Genomic DNA, 17,912 nt, shown 5'->3' on the forward strand with positions numbered 1-17,912 from the left:
CCGACCACGCTACCGTCGCGGAGCCGCAGGGACCTGGGCCCATACGAGGAACGACCGGCGGGTGCGCTCGCCCGTTGCCGGGGCGGTGATCTGTGTCCGGGCCGTGACGAACCCGGCCTCGATCGCGATCTCGGCCGCGGCTCGATCGTCCGCGGGGATGGCCAGGTGGCCCTCGACCACGCGGCGGAACTCGGGAGACGGGTGGAAGTCGGCCGCCATCGGCACGCTGAACGCCACCTGCCCACCGGGACGCAGCACACGCCGCCACTCGTGCAACGCGTCGCGGCCGACGATGTGCAGCGCCGACGCGCAGAGCACCACATCGGCAACGCCGTCACCGAGATCGAGCGGCACCGCCGGTGAGTGTCGCCACTCGATCCGGCCGTCGGGATCGTCGTGCACGGCCTTCGCCCGCGCCCGTTCGAGCATGCCCCGTGAGATGTCGACGCCCACCACCCGGCGCGCGTCGAGCAGGGCCACGGCGGCGAAGGCGGCGAACCCGGTGCCGGTGGCGACGTCGACGACCAGGGCAGGCGGGGTGGCCGGCTGCAGTCCGCGCACCAACCGGTCGGCGATCGTGACGTGGTGCAGGTCGTCGTCGTAGGTGGGGGCAGCGGCGTCGAAGGCGGCAGCCATGTCGGTCACCGGCGGGATGGTAGGTGACCCTCGGGTTCATGGTCGCCTCGATATCCTGCGCCGATGTCGTCCGTACGGATCGAGTCCGTCGCCCTCGACGAGCCGGTGGTCCGGGAGCTGATCGGTGAGCTCGACGCCGAGTTGCATGACATCTATCCGGAGGAGGGTGCGGTCCACGACCGTCTCGACCCGGCCGAGGTGGCGCCGGGCAGCGGGGTGCTCCTCGGCGCGGTCGAGGACACGACGGGCGCCCTGCTCGGGTGCGGAGCCGTGCGGCTGCGCGAGCCCGGCGTCGGCGAGATCAAGCGGATGTACGTCCGGCCGGAGGCACGGGGCCGCGGGGTCGGCAGGGCGCTGCTGGCCGCGCTCGAGGCGGAGGCGGCGGCGCTGTTCGCCGACCGGGTGGTGCTGGAGACCGGTGCGCGGCAGGTGGAGGCCGTCGAGCTCTACCGGCGCGCCGGGTACGCCGAGATCGAGTGTTTCGGGGAGTACGCCGACTCGCCGTTGAGCCTCTGCATGGCCCGCACGCTGGGATAGGCAGGTCCGGTCGAGCGTCCTGTCGGTGCCCCGTGCTCCACTGGGCAGGGAGGTGATGACCGTGTCGTTCGTCCACGGGCACGCGCGGGCCACCGGCTGGGTGGTCGCCCACGTCCGGCGCCCCACCATCGCCGAGGACGGTCAGCTTCCGCTGCTCGCCGTGGTGCCGCCGCCGCGGCCGGCGGAAGCCCAGGAGCCCGAGGAGCCCGACCCGGAGGGGTCGGGCAGGCCCGGCACTCCGTGGTTCGCCCGCAGCTGAGCTGTCGCCGGGGAACGGCATGCTCGCCCGGTAGGGGACGGGCGAGCATGCCGTAGCTCGTCAGCTCGCGTCGGCCACCGCTGCGGCCTGCGGCACCGGGAACCCCCCGACCGCCTGCTCGAAGGTGTGGGCCACGCGCAGCACGGTGGCGTCGTCGAAACGCTTGCCGATGATCATCATCCCGGTCGGGAGGCCGTTGGCCTGCCCGGCGGGCACGCTGCACGCCGGGTGCCCCGAGACGTCCAGCGGCGCGCAGTTGGTCACCATCTCCAGCGCCCGCGCGATCTGCTCAGCGCGCGGGGCGTCCCCGGCCGGGATGAGCGAGGCCTGGATCGGTGTGGTGGGCATGACCAACACGTCGTAGCGGGCCAGCGCCTCGTCGTAGGCCGCGCGCAGCCGGGGGGCCAGGTTGCGGGCCATCGCGTAGTGCTTGCCGCGGTGGCGGTCGAGCGCGTAGCGGCCGGAGAGCAGCACGAGCTTGACGGTCTCGGAGAACCGGCTGCCGTCCTCGCGCCACTTGTTGCCGTAGAACTCCATGAGTTCGGGGTCGTAGCGGCCCTGCCAGTTCAGGCCGTAGCCGTTGCCGTCCACCATCTGCGCCGTGGCGCCCTCGATGGAGATGACGTCCCAGATCTTCAGGCCGTGCAGGTGCCAGGGGATCGAGACGTCCTCGGCGGTGAGGCCCGCCTCGCGCAGCGTCTCGACCGCCGCGCGCACCGCGTCGTCCACGGCGGGGTCGGAGCCGGGGTGGCCGAATCCCTCGCCGACCACACCGACCCGCAGCCCGGCAGCCGGCTGCGCGAGCGCGGCCACGTAGTCCTGGACGACGAGGTCGCCCGGCTGGCGCGGGTCGTGCCCGTCGGGTCCGGCGATGACACCGAGCAGCAGCGCGGCGTCGGCCACCGTGCGGGTCATGGGGCCGACGTGGTCGATCGTCTGCTCGATGGGGAACGCGCCGGTGTAGGGCACGAGACCGTGGGTGGGCTTGTGGCCGACGATCCCGCTGAAGGAGGCGGGCATGCGGATGGATCCGCCCTGGTCGCCGCCCGTGGCGAAGTCGACGACGCCGGACGCGACGAGCGCGGCACTTCCGCTCGACGACCCGCCCGACGTCCGGCTGGGGTCCCACGGGTTCTGCACCGGGCCGGTACGCGAGGTGTGCGAGCCGCCGGAGAAACAGAGGTCCTCGCAGACGGCCTTGCCGGCGATCGTGGCGCCCGCTGCCAGCATCCGGGACACGATCGTGGCGTCCCAGGAGGGGACGAAGCCCTCCAGGGTGGCGGAGCCGTTCATCATCGGCACACCGGCCACCGCGGTGTTGTCCTTGACCGCCACGGTGCGGCCGGCGAGCGGTCCCTCGCTGTTCTCGGTGACGCTGCAGGTGACGTACCAGGCGTTCAGCGGGTTGTCGGCGGCCTCGGGCCGCGCCCAGGCCCGGTCGGGCCGGACGGGCTCCACCTCCGCGTGGAGCGCCTCGACGGCGTCCCACGAGGCGAGCACCCCGTGCACCAGCGGGGCGAACGACTCGACGTCGGCGTCGGTCAGGCCCAGGCCGTAGCCCGCGGCCACCTCGGCGATCTCCGACTGGTCAGGGGGCTGAACGGGCATCGGCGGTCTCCTCGCGGTCGGTGGCCTACGCACCGTAATGACCGGGAGATCAACTCGTCAACGAAAGGTGGCACGTGATCGGGCAGGGTGGGTCACGCGGTCGTCACCGCGGGGGATCCACGAGGAAACCGCCGGTCGTGGCCTCGGCCAGGAACATGCGCTGCGCCTCCGGGCCGGCGGCGGTCTCGCCGCGGGGGAAGTCCTCCCGGCCGTTGCGCAGCTCCCGCGCCGTGGTGTCGAGATGGTCGGCACCGGTCCGCCGGACGGCCGCCGCGTAGAGGTGCATCGCCTCGTAGACCGACTCCGAGATGCTCGAGACCGGCGGCGCGAACTGCCCGAACGTGGTGCGGTAGCGCTGCAGGAACGCCTCGTTGACGGGGCCGGGGAGCTGTTCGAAGTAGCCGGAGACGCCCCACATCCCCGCTGCGGCGTCGTCGCCGATGCGTTCGCGGGTGGGCTCGTCGAGGGCGAGGGCGAGCGACCGGCACCGGTCGCGGACCCCCATCGCGTGGCACTGCCGCTCGAAGTGCACGAGATCGGCACCCACCAAGGAGGACAGGACGACGTCCGCACCCGAACGCAGGATGCTCTCGATCAGCGGCGCGAAGTCGCGGGTGCCCAGCGGCGCGAAGCCCTCGCCCACCACCGTGCCGCCGTCGTCGACCAGCACCCGCCGGGCTGCCGTGTGCACCGCGCGCGGCCACACGTAGTCGTTGCCGGCGAGGAACCAGCGCCTCCCACCTGCCACCTGCATCATCGGGCCCGCCGCGGCGCGCAGCTGGTGCTCGGGGCGCTCCCCGAGCTGGACCCGCAGGCCGCCGCCGATGCCACCCTCGTTCATGACCGGCTGCACCATCAGCACGCCGGAGTCGCGCAGCTCGTGCGCGGCGCGGGCGAAGGTGGCCGACGTCGTGCTCGCCATGATCACCCGGCAGCCCGCGTGCACCAGCCGCCACGCCTCGATGGTGCCGAGCCGGGGGTCGGTGGCGTCGTCCCCGACCATGAGCCGCATCGGCCTGCCCTCGATGCCACCGTCGGCGTTGATCTCCTCGACGGCCATCGCCGCGAGGTTCTCGGTGGCCGAGGCGAACACGCTGGCCGAGCCGGACTTGCTCGTCAACAGGCCCACCGGATGGGTGCCCGCCACGGGCCCGTCGGGCACGGGGAAGCCGCGGCGGCGCATCAGCCAGTGCAGACCCGCATCGTCGAGGTCGGCGATCAGGCGCACCCTGGTGCCGCCGTCGTTCGGGTCGATGTGCACCCGCAGGCGCCCGCGCCACGGCTGGTCGTGCCGGATCTCGATGCGCGACGGCGAACGGACGGCGGAGATCCGGCCGAGGATCTCCACGGGCCCGGCGGTCGCACCGAACATCGGCGCGTTCAACGTGACGACAGCACCCACCCCGACCCGGTCGCACACGGCGTCGAAGACCCACCCCGCGCCCGTGCCCGCGCCGAACAGGGCGAACACCGCCTCGGGCGCTGCGTCGACGTGCTGTTCGGCCGTGAGGGCGAGCTGACTCATCACATGGCTCTGCGAACAGGCCCGTCCGCGGCGGTACCGGTGTCCAGATCGTTCGCCGCGCCCAGTTCCGCGGCGGCCTTGGTGGCGTCGAGCGACCCCTGGAACAGCTCCTGCAGCAGCTGGATCACCTCCTGCGCGGGACCGGTGGCGTCCACGGAGTAGTAGCGGAAGCGGCCGGTGCGGCGTTCGGTGATGAGGCCCGCGGTGCGCAGCACGCGGAGGTGGCTGGACACGGCGGTGCGTCCCACCCGGTTGATGTGCTCGGACAGCTCGCCCGCGCTGCACTCGTCGCGCTGGGCCAACAGCGTGAGGATCTCGCGGCGAACCGGATCCGCGAGGGCGTCGAACGCCGCGTCAGCACCCATGTCGGTCGTCCCCCCTGGCCACTACCGCACCCCCTGAGCGCTCCCCTGATGTGGTGCCGTGGAGCGAGCGTCCGCCGGCCCCGCCGGATGAGGGTAGCCCGATCGGGTCCCGGTGGCCTCCTCCCAGTCCGATCGGACCGGACGACCGAGCCGATCTCAGCGTTCGACGAGCTGGAACCGGCCGCCCTGGTCGTCGGCGCACTCGGCCGCCCTGCCGAACGGGCGCCGCTCGGGTTCGGCGCCGGTGCCGCCCGCGGCCCGGACGGCCTGCACCGCGGCGGCGAGATCCGGAACGGCGAACGACGGCACCACCACCGCGGGCTCGGACCGCCCGCCCCAGATCGACGTGCGGGGTCGCGGCTCACCTGCCGCCGTGCGCACGTTCCACCCGTTGGCGACGCGGGCGGGCGCGAACCCCCAGCCGAGGACCGTGCCGTAGAACGCCCTGGCCCGGGCGGCTTCGGGCACCCGCAGCACGAGGTGGGCGATCGCGCCGTCGGCCTCGGGCGGGGGACCGGGCGGTCCGCTCCAGAGCGCGAAGGGCACCTCCAGGTCGTCCACGCAGTCCGCGACGCGGCCGTAGGGCTGGTCCTCCGGTTCGCCCGCCGTGCCGCCCGCCGCGCGAACCACCGCGACGGCGGCGTCGACGTCGGGCACGGCGAAGCAGAGCATGAGCGTGCTCCGGTCGTGGCCGCCGGACAGTCCCAGCCGGGTGCCCGCGTTCGTCACCCGGCGGTGCTGCGGCCCGGAGCCTGGCTCCACCGTCCAGCCGAGTACGGCGGCGTAGAAGCGTTCGGCGCGCTCGACGTCGACCGTCCAGATGCTGGCGTGGACGACGTCGCCGGTACGCGGTCTCGCCGGTTCCCGCGACACCATCCACCGGTGCCCGAACGGGTCGAGCACGACGCCGCCGCGGCCGTAGGGCGAGTCGGTGACAGGACGCTCCAGCACGCCACCGGCCGCGAGCGCACGCTCGACCACCGCGTCGGGGTCGGTGACCTCGAGGCGCAGCGACTGGGTGGAACCACCGCGCGTCACCGGGGCCAGCAGATCCAGTTCGGGGAACTCGTCGGCCATCATCAGCACGCTGTCGCCGAGCATGACCTCGACGTGGCCGATCCGGCCGTCCGGCATCAGCACCGGCTCGCCGCGGCGTGCCGCTCCGAACGCGCCGACGTAGAACTCCACGGCGGCGCGCGCGTCCGACACCGCCAGGTAGGGCGTGACGGTGTGCAGCGGCAGGGCCGCGGCCTTGCCGGCGGTGGTGTCGGTGATGGTGGTCGGCTCGGGGCCGGTCGCCTCGGTGATGGTCGCTCCGCCGGCGGTCGCCTCGGTGGCGGGGACGGTGTCCTCCGGCTGGTCCAGCATCGCTCGCTCGAGGTGGGTGCGCAGGCCGTCGGCGAACTCCGGGTCGGGGGTGGCCGGGGCGTCGGGGATGCGGAGGGCGTCGAAGGCGTCGGTCATCGCGGGCCGTCCTCCCCCCGAGTGGAGTAGCTGCGGCGGAATGCCGCTCGGGCCCGCACGAGCAGCGCCTCGGTGGCGTGCACGGTGCGTCCCAGCACCTGTGCCACCTCCGGCACCGGCAGCCCGTCAAGGTACCGCAGGGTCAGCACGGCGCGGTGGGTGCCGGACTGCGCGTCCAGCACCTCGTGCGCGAGCATCGCGTCGAGCCGTTCGTCCCACGGGTCGTCGACCGGTGTCGGCCCGCCGTCGACGGAGCGCAGGTTCCGCTGCTCGCGTTCGGCCGCGCGCCAGTGGTCCGCGAGCTTGTGCCGGGCGATGCCCACCAGCCATGCCGTGCTGGGCGTCGGGGGCCGGTCGCCGAGGCAGGCGGCGACGGCGCTCAGGAACGTCTCGGCCGTCAGGTCCTCGGCGAGGGCCTGCCAGCCGCAGCGGGCGAGCAGATATCCGTACACCTCGCGGAGCGCCTCGTCGTACAGATCGAGCAGCGCGGAGCCGGCGTCCGGCCGGGTCCTCCCGCTGCTGTTCTGCACACCTCTTCATCGGCCGAAGCGCCGGTTCTCCGACGGTGTTTCACCCCATCGGAGCAGCAAGAAGAGGCGACTCGCGCGTGCAGAACGGGCGACTCGCGGGTCAGGCGGACGTGAGGAACTCGGCGAACACCGCCAGCCACTTCTCGCGGGAGTCGAGGTGGGGGCCGTGCCCCGCGCCGTCGAAGATCTCGGTCCGCACCACCCCGCCTGCGTCGGCGTAGCGCTGCAGCACGTCCCGGATCTGGGTCACCATCGGCTGCGGGGGGAACACGTCCGGCCCCGGCCACCCCGGGACGGCACCCGACGCGCCGAGGGTGCCCAGCTCCAGCGGCGATCCGTCGGCCACCACGAGGTCGGCGCTGCCGTGCGTCCACAGGACGGGTGGCTTGGGGTCGATGTCGACGATGCCCGTCCAGTCGCAGTACTTCGGCGACAGGGCGTTGATGAGGCCGGAGGTGCCGGGCGCCATGCCCGGCCAGTTCGGCGAGGCGGTGGAGTCGCCCGGGAAGTTGGCGTCCCCGGTGACGGTCTTCAGGATCTCCGCGACGAGCAGGTCCTCGCGTTCCGGCGGCTCCCGGTGGGTCGGTGCGAAGTAGAAGGTGTTCAGCACGTTGCGGATGGAGAAGGGACTGTCGGCGGAGTCGTCGCCCGCGGCGATGCGCCGCGCGATCTCCGGCTCGACGGTGCGGCCGCCGGACCCGGCGAAGTCGGGGAAGCACGGTGTGCCGTCGGCGCGGACACCCCCGTAGCCGTGGGGCGGGACGGGGTCGAGGAACGTCAGCGACGCGACCGGCCGCTCCATCGCGTACCGGGCGATCGCCGCGGCCGCCGTCGACCAGCCGACGAGATGCGGTGGCCGGTCGATCCGCAGGGCGCGGGTCAGCGCGACGAGGTCGTCCGCCCAGTCGCCGAGGCCGCGGGTCGCGTCCACCGGAGCGGGTTCGGAGTCGCCGAAGCCCCGCATGTCCGGGGCGATGACGCGGTACTGCGGCAGCTCCGGCATCAGGTGCTCGAAGAAGCGGCCGGTGGAGAGGTTGCCGTGCACCATCAGGATCGGCGCGGCATCGGCCGGGCCCGACTCCAGGTAGTGCGTCCGGATGCGGCCGGTGTCGACGGTCGCGGAACGGACGCCGGGGAGCAACGGCACCGGGGACTTGGTCATGTCCGGATGCTCGTCGGTCCCGGCGCCCCCGGCAAGGTCGGGAGCGGCCGGTGGCGAGGGCGGCCGGTCGTGTCAGGCTTGTGCACGCTGCCGTGGTCGGCAGCGGTGGTCCGAACGGGAGGTGGCAGGTGCAGGATCGGCTCCGGGTCGCGGTGGCGACACCCCTGAGCGAGGAGCTGTGCGGGCTGATCGAGCAGCTGGAACCGCGCATCGAACTGGTGCGCGACCAGGAGTTGCTGCCGCCCGTCCGGTACCCGGCCGACCACTCCGGCGACCCGTCGTTCGTCCGCACCCCGGAGCAGCAGGAGCGCTTCGAGAAGATGCTCGCCGAGGCGGAGGCGCTCTACGGGATCCCGGACGACAAGCCCGCCGAGCTGCGCCGGGCGGTCGAGGCCAATCCCGGCCTGCGGTGGGTGCAGACGATGGCCGCCGGAGGCGGTGCCCACGTCAAGGCGGCAGAGCTCACCCAGGAGCAGCTCGACCGCGTCACGTTCACGACGTCGGCGGGGGTCCACGCGGCCCCGCTCACGGAGTTCGCCCTCCTCGGGTTGCTGGCGGGGGCGAAGAACCTGCCGAAGCTGCTCGCCGACAAGGCAACGCGCCAGTGGGATCGCTGGCCGATGGGTCAGCTGCGCGAGCAGACCGTGCTGCTGGTCGGGCTCGGCGGGATCGGCAGCGAGGTGGCCAGGGTGCTCGCGGCGCTGGGCGCCACGGTGATCGGCACGAGCAGGCGCGGCGAACCCGTCGACGGCGTCGACGAACTGGTGCACCCCGACGAGCTCGCCACCGTCGTCCCGCGGGTCGACGCCGTCGTCGTCACCCTGCCCGGCACGGCCGCCACCGAGAAGCTGGTGAGCGCCGAGGTGCTCGCGGCCGTCCGGCCCGGCACCACACTCGTCAACGTCGGGCGCGGCACGGTGATCGACGAGGACGCGCTGGTCGAGGCACTGGATGACGGTCGGATCGGCTTCGCGGCGCTCGACGTGTTCGCCGCCGAGCCCCTCGACCCGGCGAGCCCGCTGTGGCACCTGCCGAACGTGCTGATCAGCCCGCACACCGCCACTCTGACACCGGCCGAGGACCGCCGGATCGCCGAGCTCTTCGCCGAGAACGCCGGCAGGCTGCTCGACGGGCGGCCGCTGCGGAACGTGGTCAACACCGTCGAGTTCTACTAGGTGCTCCACGGCGCGACCGGGGGCCACCGTGATCGCTACGGCCCCGGCCGCGCACCCCTCTGTGCGCCGTCCCGACCCCCTGACCGGCGGTTTGTTCCTGTTGTCCGGACCGGACCGGACGTCTGCGCGCTACGTGGCGCTGAACACTCTCGTGCGGTCCCGCCCCCGATTGAGGTTTGACGGTTGATAGCGCACAGTGACAAGTCACTCGTCTGAGGGGTCTTTCCGCTCGTTCCCGGGCGGGACTGGGGGGCATGCGTGCGGAGAATTGTGACGATCATGGCGGCTGTCGGCCTCGTGCTGGTCGGCGCGGCCATCGCGCCCACGGCGCGTCCCGATCTGACGGCGCATGCCGTGGCGGCCCCGGTCACGGAGGTCGCGGCCGCCGCCGATCCCGAGCCCGACTACACGCCCCCGCCCATCGCGTGGGGCCCCTGCTCCGCGGTCCAGCTCCAGGCCGTCTCGGCCCAGTGCGGCTTCGTCGAGGTTCCGCTCGACTACTCGGCACCCCAGCAGACGAAGATCAAGCTCGCGGTGTCGATGGTGAAGCACACCACCCCGCAGAGCCAGTACCAGGGCGTCATGCTCGTCAACCCCGGCGGGCCGGGCGGCTCCGGGTTCGGGCTCTCCCTCCTCGGTTCCGCGGTGCCGGACAACGTCGGCGCGAGCTACGACTGGATCGGTTTCGACCCGCGCGGCGTGGGTTCGAGCCGGCCGGCCCTGAGCTGCGTGCCCGACTACGCCGGCTACAACCGTCCGGACTACGACCCGGAGACCCCCGGCGCCGAGTCCGCCTGGCTGAAACGCGCCGAGTCCTACGCGAAGGCGTGCGGCGCGAAGGGCGGCGATCTCCTCAAGCACATCACGACCGTCGACACCATCGACGACATGGAGAGCATCCGGAAGGCGGTCGGCGCCGACCAGATCAACTACTACGGCTACTCCTACGGCACCTACATCGGCCAGGTGTACGCCACGCTGTTCCCGGACCGGGTGCGGCGGATGGTCCTCGACGGCGTGGTCGACGAGCGGAACGTCTGGTACCAGGCCAACCTCGCCCAGGACGTCGCGTTCGACCGCAACATCAAGATCTTCTTCGACTGGATCGCCAAGCACGACGACATCTACCGGCTGGGCAACAACGGCGAGGACATCGAGAAGCTCTTCTACAGCGAGAAGGACAAGCTGCGCCAGAAGCCGGCCGGTGGGCTGATCGGGCCGTCCGAGTGGACCGACCTCTTCCTCGCCGCCGGCTACGACGTCCGCAACTGGGAGAAGGTCGCGAGCGCGTTCTCCGTGTGGGTCAAGAGCGGTGACCCTGCGCCGCTCAAGGCCGTCTACGACGGGTCGGCGTCGCCGACCGACGACAACAACTACGCCGTCTACCTCGCCGTGCAGTGCACCGACGCTCCGTGGCCGGCCGACTGGAACCAGTGGCGCGAGGACAACGCGAAGGTCGACGTGCAAGCGCCGTTCGAGACCTGGGCCAACGCCTGGTACAACGCGCCGTGCGCCTTCTGGCCCGTGAAGCCGGGCAAGCCGGTGCAGATCGACGGCAGCAAGGTGAAGAGCCTGCTGCTGATCAGCGAGACGCTCGACGGCGCCACGCCGTTCGAGGGCAGTCTCGAGGCGCGCCGCCTGTTCCCGAACTCCGCGCTGGTCGAGGGGGTGGGAGGCACCACGCACGCGGCGTCGCTCTCGGGTGACCAGTGCGTGGACAACCACGTCGCCGACTATCTCGGCAAGGGCGTGCTGCCCAAGCGCGTGCCGGGAGACGGATCCGACGCGCGGTGCGACCCGCTCCCGCAGCCGACCCCCACGGCGTCGGCGGCAGCAGGCCCCGCCTAGGGGTACCCCGGCCGTCGGGTGTACCCGGTCCCACACGCCGCTCGACCCGGCCCGGTGCCGGGCGGGCGGACACTGGAGTGATGGGACTGATCGACACCGCCGGCATCCACCATCTCCGGCTCACCGTCACCGACCTGGAGCGTTCCCGGGCGTTCTACTCCGAGGTGCTCGGTTTCGAGGTGGCAGCGGAGTCGGACGGCAGCCCGGACGATCCCGCGGTGCTGCGGGATCCCGGCCGGCTCTACGGCGGTGTGGTGCTCCGCTACCACGGGATGCTGTTCGGGCTGCGCCCCGTCGCGTCCGGCACCGACCGGTTCGTGGCCGAGCGGGTCGGGCTCGACCACCTCAGCTTCACCGTGCCCACCCGCGAGGCCCTGGTGGAGGCCGCGGACCGGCTGGAGGAGCACGGGGTCCCGCACGGCTCGGTCAAGGACCTCACCGACTTCGGGATCTCGATCCTGTCGTTCGACGACCCGGACGGCGTCCACCTCGAGCTCACGGCACCCCTCTAGCCCGGATTGCAGCAAAGCCACGTTCACGCAACCAGATGGCATGAACGTGGCTTTGCTGCAACGGGGCGGGGGTCAGGGGAAGTGCACGTACTCGTACTCGAAGGGCTTGTCGTTGATCCCGTGGGACGGCGGGGCGATCCAGCCGGCGATCTTGCCGGGCTCGTAGACCGGCCGCATCAGGGACCGGACGTGGGTCTTGTCGGCCTCGGTGGGCAGCCACCGGTCGCGGTTGGCCTCCCAGACGTCGGGGCCGACGAGGTCGCCCTTCGGCGTGATGTGGTGCTCGGAGAACAGGCCGACGTCCCGGTTGAAGCCGACGTGCGGCAAGGACAGCCGCCGGTCGACGCCGCCCTGTTCGAGCACCCGGTTCCAGCGCTTGAGCCCGCTCTGGCAGTCGGAGACGTACTCCGTGCGCAGGTCGTTGTTCAGCGCCAGCAGTGCCGGGAACTCGTCGGTGATGAGCTCGCCGTCGCGCACGAGCTCGATCTGGGCCGCGTCCTCGGTGAGGACGTGGTCGTCCTTGCGCCGCTCCTCCTGCCAGCGCCCCTTGAGGCCCGCGGTGAAGTAGTTGGCGGCGTTGGTGGACTGCTCGGAGCCGAAGAGGTCCAGCGACACCGAGTAGTGGAAGTTGATGTACTTCTGGATCACGTCGAGCGGGATGCCGCCGTGCGGGGCGATGTCCTCGGTGTCGTGCTCGCGCATGAGTTCGGCGCTACGCGCCACCACGCGGTCGACACCCGTGGTGCCGACGAACATGTGGTGCGCCTCTTCCTTGAGCATGAACTCGCAGGTGCGGCTCAGGGGATCGAAGGCGGACTCCTTCAGCGTGCCGAGCTGGTACTTCCCGTCGCGGTCGGTGAAGTAGGTGAACATGAAGAACGACAGCCAGTCCGGCGTCTCCTCGTTGAACGCCCCGAGGATCCGCGGGCTGTCGAGGTCGCCGGAGTTGCGCTGCAGCAACGCCTCGGCCTCCTCGCGCCCGTTGCGCCCGAAGTAGGCGTGCAGCAGGTAGACCATCGCCCAGAGGTGGCGGCCCTCCTCCACGTTGACCTGGAAGAGGTTGCGGAGGTCGTAGAGCGACGGCGCGGTCTCGCCGAGCCTGCGCTGCTGCTCGACCGACGCGGGCTCGGTGTCGCCCTGGATGACGATGAGGCGCTGCAGGTCGGCGCGGTACTCGCCGGGGACCTGCTGCCAGACGGGCTGGCCCTTCTGCTCCCCGAACGCGATGCGACGGTCGGCGTTGCGCTCGGCGAGGAACACGCCCCAGCGGTACTCCTCCATCGCGACGTGGTCGAAGTGCGCCCATCCCTCCCGTCCGACGGCGACCGCCGTGCGCAGGTAGACGTCCTCGGTCGGGACAGCGGGCCCCATCGTCTTCCACCAGGTGAGGAAGTTGGGCTGCCAGCTCTCCAGCGCGCGCTGGAGCTTGCGGTCACCGGCCAGATCGACGTTGTTCGGGATCTTCTCGGAGTAGTCGATTGACATGATTCGCTCTGCTCTCAGACTCGCTTGCGGTCGAAGTCGGCCTTGCGTCCCGTGCCGTACCTGCGCAGCGCGCCGTCGGGGCCCGATGCGTTGGGTCGAACGAAGATCCAGTTCTGCCATGCGGTGAGCCGCGAGAAGATGCGCGACTCCATGGTCTCCGGTCCGACGAACCGGTGGTTGGCCTCCATGCCGGTGAGCGCGTCGGGGGAGAGGGAGGCGCGCTCCTCCAGCATGATCCGGATCTCGTCCTCCCAGTCGATGTCGTCCGGCGCGTCGGTGACGAGGCCCAGCTCCATCGCCTCCACGGCCTCGATCCGGCGTCCGGTCTCCTGGTGGAGCTTGGCGACGTGGTCGTCATCGCCGTAGAACCGCGACCCGAGCCGGGAGAGCCCGTTGCTCATCGGGAACGCGCCGAAGTTGGACTCCGACAGGACGATCTGCGCCGGCTCACCCTCCTGCGCGTCCTCCTCGAGGAAGCCCTCCAACATGTACTGCCGGTCGCACGCGAGCGCCAGCTCCAGCAGCGCACCCGCGAAGCACGACCCCGGCTCGATCAGCGCGATCAACGACCGCGAGGTGACGTCGAGGCGCTTGAGCACGCGCTTGAAGTAGTGGCGGATCTCGTTGACCAGCCAGTCGCCGCGCGAGTGCTCGGCGATCACCCGCTCGAAAGCCAGCGCGTCCTCGACGTCACCCTTCGTGCGGATGAGCCAGGTGCCCAGCTCGAGCTCGTTGGCCCGCAGGCGCAGGACGAGGTCGTCGAGCTCCCTGGTCATGGCCAGCGGCCAGAAGCCGGCGCCGAGCTCGTGCACGCGCTCGACCGTGTCGGGCAGGTCGCCCTCGGGGCCGTGGACGGTGATCTCGACGACGCCCAGGTCACGGTCGAAACGGGCTTCGACGTGCCGGTAGCGGATGCCCTGCTCGGTCTCCTCCCGCTGCAGCGGGGGGAGGGAGATGCCCTGTGCGCCGGCGGGCCGGGTGGAGCGCGCCGCCGCGGCGGCAGCCCGTTCGCGGACGGTCTCGTCCCACACCCGCTTCGGGATCACCTCGTCGACGAGCTTCCACTCGACCGCCTGCTTGCCGCGCACACCTTCGGACCTCGTGGCGAACACGTCGGCGCGGTCCTTGCGCACCCGCCGCTTGTCGACGATGCGGGTGAGCCCGCCGGTGCCGGGGAGCACCCCCAGCAGTGGTACCTCGGGCAGCGACACCGCCGAGGAGTTGTCGTCGATCAGCAGGATCTGGTCGCAGGCGAGCGCGAGCTCGTACCCGCCGCCCGCCGCGGTGCCGTTGACGGCCGCGAGGTAGGTCTGGCCGGAGTTCTCCCCGGCGTCCTCGATGCCGTTGCGGGTCTCGTTGGTGAACTTGCAGAAGTTCACCTTCCACGGGTGCGAGCTCTGCGCGAGCATCCGGATGTTGGCGCCTGCGCAGAAGTTGCGGTCCTTCGCGCTGGTGACCACCACGGCACGCACCTCGGGATGCTCGAAGCGCAGCCGCTGCGTGGCGTCGTAGAGCTCGATGTCGACGCCCAGGTCGTAGCTGTTCATCTTGAGCTCGTAGCCCGGGACGATGCCGCCCGACTCGTCGACGTCGAGGCGCAGGTAGGCGACCTCGCCGTCGATGTCGAGCGCCCAGTGCCGGTAGGACGACGGGTCGGTGTCGAACGAGACCGCCGGGATCGCGGCCTGGTCGGGATCTGCGGTGGTCGTCATCGGCTCCTCCGGAGGTCGTCGATACTCTACAACATCAAGTCGAAGCGTGCTATAGCTGTAGAACTTGAAGAGGGTTACCCGAGGCAAGCGCTTGCACTAACGTGCAGTCACGGGCGGGACCCTCTCCCGCTCGTCGCAATGACGCGAGCAGGGCGGGGGCATGGCGACCATCCACGACGTGGCCAGCGCCTGCGGCGTCTCCATCTCCACGGTCTCGCGCGCGATCTCCCGGCCGGACCTCGTCAACGCGGCCACCCGGGAGCGGGTGCTCGCCGCGGTCGCCGAGCTGGACTACCGGCCGAGCACCGCCGCCCGGTCGCTGATGACGGGCCGATCCATGACGCTCGCACTGCTCGTCCCCGACATCACCAACCCGTTCTTCTTCGACCTGGTCCGCGGCACCCAGGCCCAGGCGGCCGCCGCCGGCTACAGCCAGATCCTGATCGACACCGACGAGTCGGTGGAGCTGGAGCACCACCACATCGCGACCGCGGCGAGGGGCACCGACGGGTTGGTGCTGGGTGCGTCGCGGCTGAGCGACGACGCGCTGCGCGAGGCGGCCAGGTCGGTACCCCTCACCGCCGTCAACCGCAGCACGCCCGGCGTGGCCTCGGTGGTCATCGACACCCCGTCCGGCATGGTCCAGGCCCTGCACCACCTGGCCTCGCTCGGTCATCGCGACGTCGCCTACCTCTCCGGCCCGCGTTCCTCGTGGTCCAACGGGCGCCGCTGGCGGGCCGTGCAGATGGCGGCGCGCCGGGACGGGCTGTCGGTCCGGCGCCTCGGGCCGTTCCCGCCCACCCGGGCCGCCGGTGCGGCCGCGGCCGACGCCGCCGTGCACGCCGGGGTCACGGCGGTGCTGGCCTTCAACGACCTCATCGCGCTGGGCGTGCTGCAGCGGCTGTTCGCCCGCGGGCTCGCGGTGCCGGACGACATGAGCGTGGTGGGGTGCGACGACACCTTCGGCGCCGACTTCTGCCACCCCCCGCTCACCACCATCACCGCCTCCATCGAGCAGGTCGGGCGGCTGGCCACGGACATGCTGCTGGAGCAGCTGCGGCCGGTGCCGCCCCCGCCGCGCGTGCACACCGTGCCCGCCGTGCTGACGATCCGCGGCTCGACCGGACCCGCCCCCACCCGGACGACACGACAGCAGTGACACCCCGGATCAGGATTCAGTGACACAGGAGGAACCTTGAGGTTCTCGGTCTTCACCGCAGCACTGCCGCAGTGGACGCCCCAGGAGGCCGTCGAGCAGCTGGCCGCGCAGGGCTGGGACGGCATCGAGTGGCGCGTGGTCGACCAGCAGGACGCCCTGCAACCGGGCTTCTGGGCCGGGAACCGCTGCACCTGGCCGCTGGCCACCCTCGAGGACGACGTGCCGCGGATCCGCGAGCTGACCGTTGGCGCCGGCCTGGCGTTCTCCGGGATCGGCGGCTACGCCCTGTGCGACGAGCACGCCGACGTCGACCGGCTGCTCGCCGCCACCGCCGCCCTCGGTGCCGGGCAGGTGCGCGTGCGCACGCCCGCCCTCGGGGCGGCGCCCTACCCCGAGCTGTTCGCCCAGGCCCGCCGCAGCTTCGCCGACATCGCCGTGCGCGCCGCCCGCCACGACGTCAAGGTCCTCGTCGAGCTGCACCACCAGACCGTCGTCTCCAGCTCCTCGGCCGCGCTGCGCCTGCTCGAGGGGGTGGACCCGGACGCCGTCGGGGTGATCCACGACCTCGGCAACCTCGTGATCGAGGGCGGGGAGGACATCCGGGCCGGCCTGGAGATGCTCGGCCCGTACCTGGCGCACGTGCACGTGAAGAACTGCGCCTGGCGACCGGCGGAGACGGAGGTGGACGGCACCGTCCGCTGGGAGCACGCGTGGGCGGAGCTGCCCACCGGCCAGGCCGATGTGGCCGACTACCTGCGGCACCTGACGGAGCTGGGCTACGACGGCTGGGTCACCGTCGAGGACTTCTCCACCGACCGGCCGCTGGCCGAGCGGACGGCCGCCAACCTCGCCTACCTGCGCGCCGCCCGGGCGGCCGTGCCCGCCTGACCGGGGCCGCCGGATTGCAGCAAAGCCACGTTGCCGCAACCTCGTTGCAGCAAAGTGGCTTTGCTGCGACGAGGGAGGGCGCCGCAACGCGGGAGCGCGTCAGCGGAACGGGATGTCCTGCTCGCGCAACAGCCCGGTGAACGCCGCGTGGGCCGTGGCGAACAGCTCCGGCCCGCTGAAACCGCCGCGGGTGTGGGCCTGCGCCAGGTGCGGCTCCAGCGAGAAGCACCCGTCGAAACCGTCGGCGCGCAGGGCCGTCACGGTCTGCGCCACCTCGCCGTCCCCCTTCCCGGCGGGCACCACCTCGCCGGTCGCGGCGATCGCGTCCTTGATCTGGATGTAGTCCACGTACGGGCGCAGCATCTCGTAGCCCTCGGTGAACGGCCGGACGCCGCACTGCACGAAGTTGGCGGGGTCCCAGGTGAGGCGCAGCGCGGGCGAGCCCACGGACTCGACGAGGTCGAGGCAGCGCTCGGGAACGTCCCCGTAGATCGCCTTCTCGTTCTCGTGCAGCAGCACCACGCCCTCCTGCTCGGCCGCTGCCGCCAGCGCCGACATGCCGCTCAGCACGGTGTCACGGTCGGCGGCGGGGTCCTTCGGGTCGCTCGGGTAGAAGGAGAAGACCCGCACGTACGGGGCACCGAGCCGGCGACCCACCTGCGCGCAGCGGCGGAAGCGGGCCACGTGCTCGTCCAGGTCGGCGGTCACCGGCACCTTGCCGATGGGGGAGCCGATCGACGACACCGCGATGCCGGCGCCGTCGAGGGTGCGGGCGATGCGCTCCACCTGCTCGTCGTCGAAGTCGGCGACGTTCGTGTCCCAGGCGCCGCGCAGCTCCAGCTGGGACATTCCCAGCTCGGTGAGCACGCGGACCTGCTCGTCCAGGTCGGGGGAGATCTCGTCGGCGAAGCCGGACAGGGTCCACACGGCTGGGCTCCTCTGGTCGGGGTCGGGGTTAGTGCGGAAATACCCCGGGTATGAGCTGCGGGCGGCGCCTTGCGAGGAACCACCTGGATCCCGCGATCAACCCGGCAACGTTCGTGGCCA

The 17,912-nt window shown here is 71.9% G+C and carries 17 protein-coding genes; 7 read left to right on the forward strand and 10 right to left on the reverse strand.

Annotated features, from left to right (window positions below):
• Positions 1-9 precede the first annotated feature (9 nt).
• Positions 10-636 carry a class I SAM-dependent methyltransferase gene (locus tag AC5L35_RS30725; protein ID WP_495063256.1) on the reverse strand — a complete coding sequence of 209 codons (627 nt, stop codon included), beginning with the start codon at positions 634-636 and terminating at the stop codon, positions 10-12.
• A gap of 63 nt (positions 637-699) precedes the next feature.
• Between AC5L35_RS30725 and AC5L35_RS30730 the strand changes: the two genes are divergently transcribed.
• Positions 700-1,173, forward strand: coding sequence for a GNAT family N-acetyltransferase (locus tag AC5L35_RS30730; RefSeq protein ID WP_495063223.1), 474 nt, complete (start codon positions 700-702; stop codon positions 1,171-1,173).
• 25 nt (positions 1,174-1,198) lie between these two features.
• Entirely contained in the window at positions 1,199-1,432 is a 234-nt protein-coding gene (locus AC5L35_RS30735; RefSeq protein WP_495063224.1) for a hypothetical protein, read from the forward strand.
• 60 nt (positions 1,433-1,492) lie between these two features.
• Here the strand turns inward: AC5L35_RS30735 and AC5L35_RS30740 are convergent, their stop codons facing one another.
• The 6 genes from AC5L35_RS30740 to AC5L35_RS30765 all read right to left on the reverse strand — a co-directional run bounded on the left by AC5L35_RS30740 (position 1,493) and on the right by AC5L35_RS30765 (position 8,086).
• A complete protein-coding gene (locus AC5L35_RS30740; RefSeq protein ID WP_495063225.1) occupies positions 1,493-3,040 on the reverse strand; it encodes an amidase in 1,548 nt (515 codons plus the stop codon).
• 103 nt (positions 3,041-3,143) lie between these two features.
• A complete protein-coding gene (locus AC5L35_RS30745) occupies positions 3,144-4,565 on the reverse strand; it encodes an ABC transporter substrate-binding protein (protein WP_495063226.1) in 1,422 nt (473 codons plus the stop codon).
• On the reverse strand, positions 4,565-4,930 hold the full coding sequence (locus AC5L35_RS30750; RefSeq protein WP_495063227.1) for a metalloregulator ArsR/SmtB family transcription factor: 366 nt from the start codon (positions 4,928-4,930) through the stop codon (positions 4,565-4,567). The genes AC5L35_RS30745 and AC5L35_RS30750 overlap by 1 nt, the downstream gene beginning before the upstream one ends.
• Before the next feature lie 156 nt (positions 4,931-5,086).
• Entirely contained in the window at positions 5,087-6,394 is a 1,308-nt protein-coding gene (locus tag AC5L35_RS30755) for a VOC family protein (protein ID WP_495063228.1), read from the reverse strand.
• Complete coding sequence (locus tag AC5L35_RS30760) at positions 6,391-6,924, reverse strand: RNA polymerase sigma factor (protein ID WP_495063229.1); 534 nt, start codon at positions 6,922-6,924, stop codon at positions 6,391-6,393. The genes AC5L35_RS30755 and AC5L35_RS30760 overlap by 4 nt, the downstream gene beginning before the upstream one ends.
• A gap of 100 nt (positions 6,925-7,024) precedes the next feature.
• On the reverse strand, positions 7,025-8,086 hold the full coding sequence (locus AC5L35_RS30765; protein WP_495063230.1) for an alpha/beta fold hydrolase: 1,062 nt from the start codon (positions 8,084-8,086) through the stop codon (positions 7,025-7,027).
• 128 nt (positions 8,087-8,214) lie between these two features.
• Between AC5L35_RS30765 and AC5L35_RS30770 the strand changes: the two genes are divergently transcribed.
• The 3 genes from AC5L35_RS30770 (at position 8,215) to AC5L35_RS30780 (ending at position 11,621) form a co-directional block, all read left to right on the forward strand.
• Positions 8,215-9,261, forward strand: a complete 1,047-nt coding sequence (locus AC5L35_RS30770; protein WP_495063231.1) for a D-2-hydroxyacid dehydrogenase — start codon at positions 8,215-8,217, stop codon at positions 9,259-9,261.
• Positions 9,262-9,540: 279 nt separating this feature from the next.
• Positions 9,541-11,109, forward strand: coding sequence for an alpha/beta hydrolase (locus tag AC5L35_RS30775; protein ID WP_495063232.1), 1,569 nt, complete (start codon positions 9,541-9,543; stop codon positions 11,107-11,109).
• Positions 11,110-11,189: 80 nt separating this feature from the next.
• Positions 11,190-11,621, forward strand: a complete 432-nt coding sequence (locus AC5L35_RS30780) for a VOC family protein (protein WP_495063233.1) — start codon at positions 11,190-11,192, stop codon at positions 11,619-11,621.
• A 72-nt stretch (positions 11,622-11,693) separates the two neighbouring features.
• Here AC5L35_RS30780 and boxB read toward each other — a convergent pair whose 3' ends face one another.
• Together boxB and boxC are read right to left on the reverse strand one after the other, a co-directional pair.
• The gene (boxB, locus tag AC5L35_RS30785) at positions 11,694-13,106 is read right to left on the reverse strand and encodes a benzoyl-CoA 2,3-epoxidase subunit BoxB (RefSeq protein WP_495063234.1); all 1,413 of its coding nucleotides are present in this window, start codon (positions 13,104-13,106) and stop codon (positions 11,694-11,696) included.
• Between the two features lie 14 nt (positions 13,107-13,120).
• Entirely contained in the window at positions 13,121-14,818 is a 1,698-nt protein-coding gene (gene boxC, locus AC5L35_RS30790; protein ID WP_495063235.1) for a 2,3-epoxybenzoyl-CoA dihydrolase, read from the reverse strand.
• A gap of 160 nt (positions 14,819-14,978) precedes the next feature.
• Here boxC and AC5L35_RS30795 point away from each other — a divergent pair, with 160 nt between their 5' ends.
• Both AC5L35_RS30795 and AC5L35_RS30800 read left to right on the forward strand, forming a co-directional pair.
• On the forward strand, positions 14,979-15,977 hold the full coding sequence (locus AC5L35_RS30795) for a LacI family DNA-binding transcriptional regulator (RefSeq protein ID WP_495063236.1): 999 nt from the start codon (positions 14,979-14,981) through the stop codon (positions 15,975-15,977).
• 36 nt (positions 15,978-16,013) lie between these two features.
• Positions 16,014-16,865, forward strand: a complete 852-nt coding sequence (locus AC5L35_RS30800; protein ID WP_495063237.1) for a sugar phosphate isomerase/epimerase family protein — start codon at positions 16,014-16,016, stop codon at positions 16,863-16,865.
• A 99-nt stretch (positions 16,866-16,964) separates the two neighbouring features.
• Here the strand turns inward: AC5L35_RS30800 and AC5L35_RS30805 are convergent, their stop codons facing one another.
• Positions 16,965-17,792, reverse strand: a complete 828-nt coding sequence (locus AC5L35_RS30805) for a sugar phosphate isomerase/epimerase family protein (RefSeq protein WP_495063238.1) — start codon at positions 17,790-17,792, stop codon at positions 16,965-16,967.
• Positions 17,793-17,912 lie beyond the last annotated feature (120 nt).

The organism is Pseudonocardia sp. OZ21 (assembly GCF_059359135.1).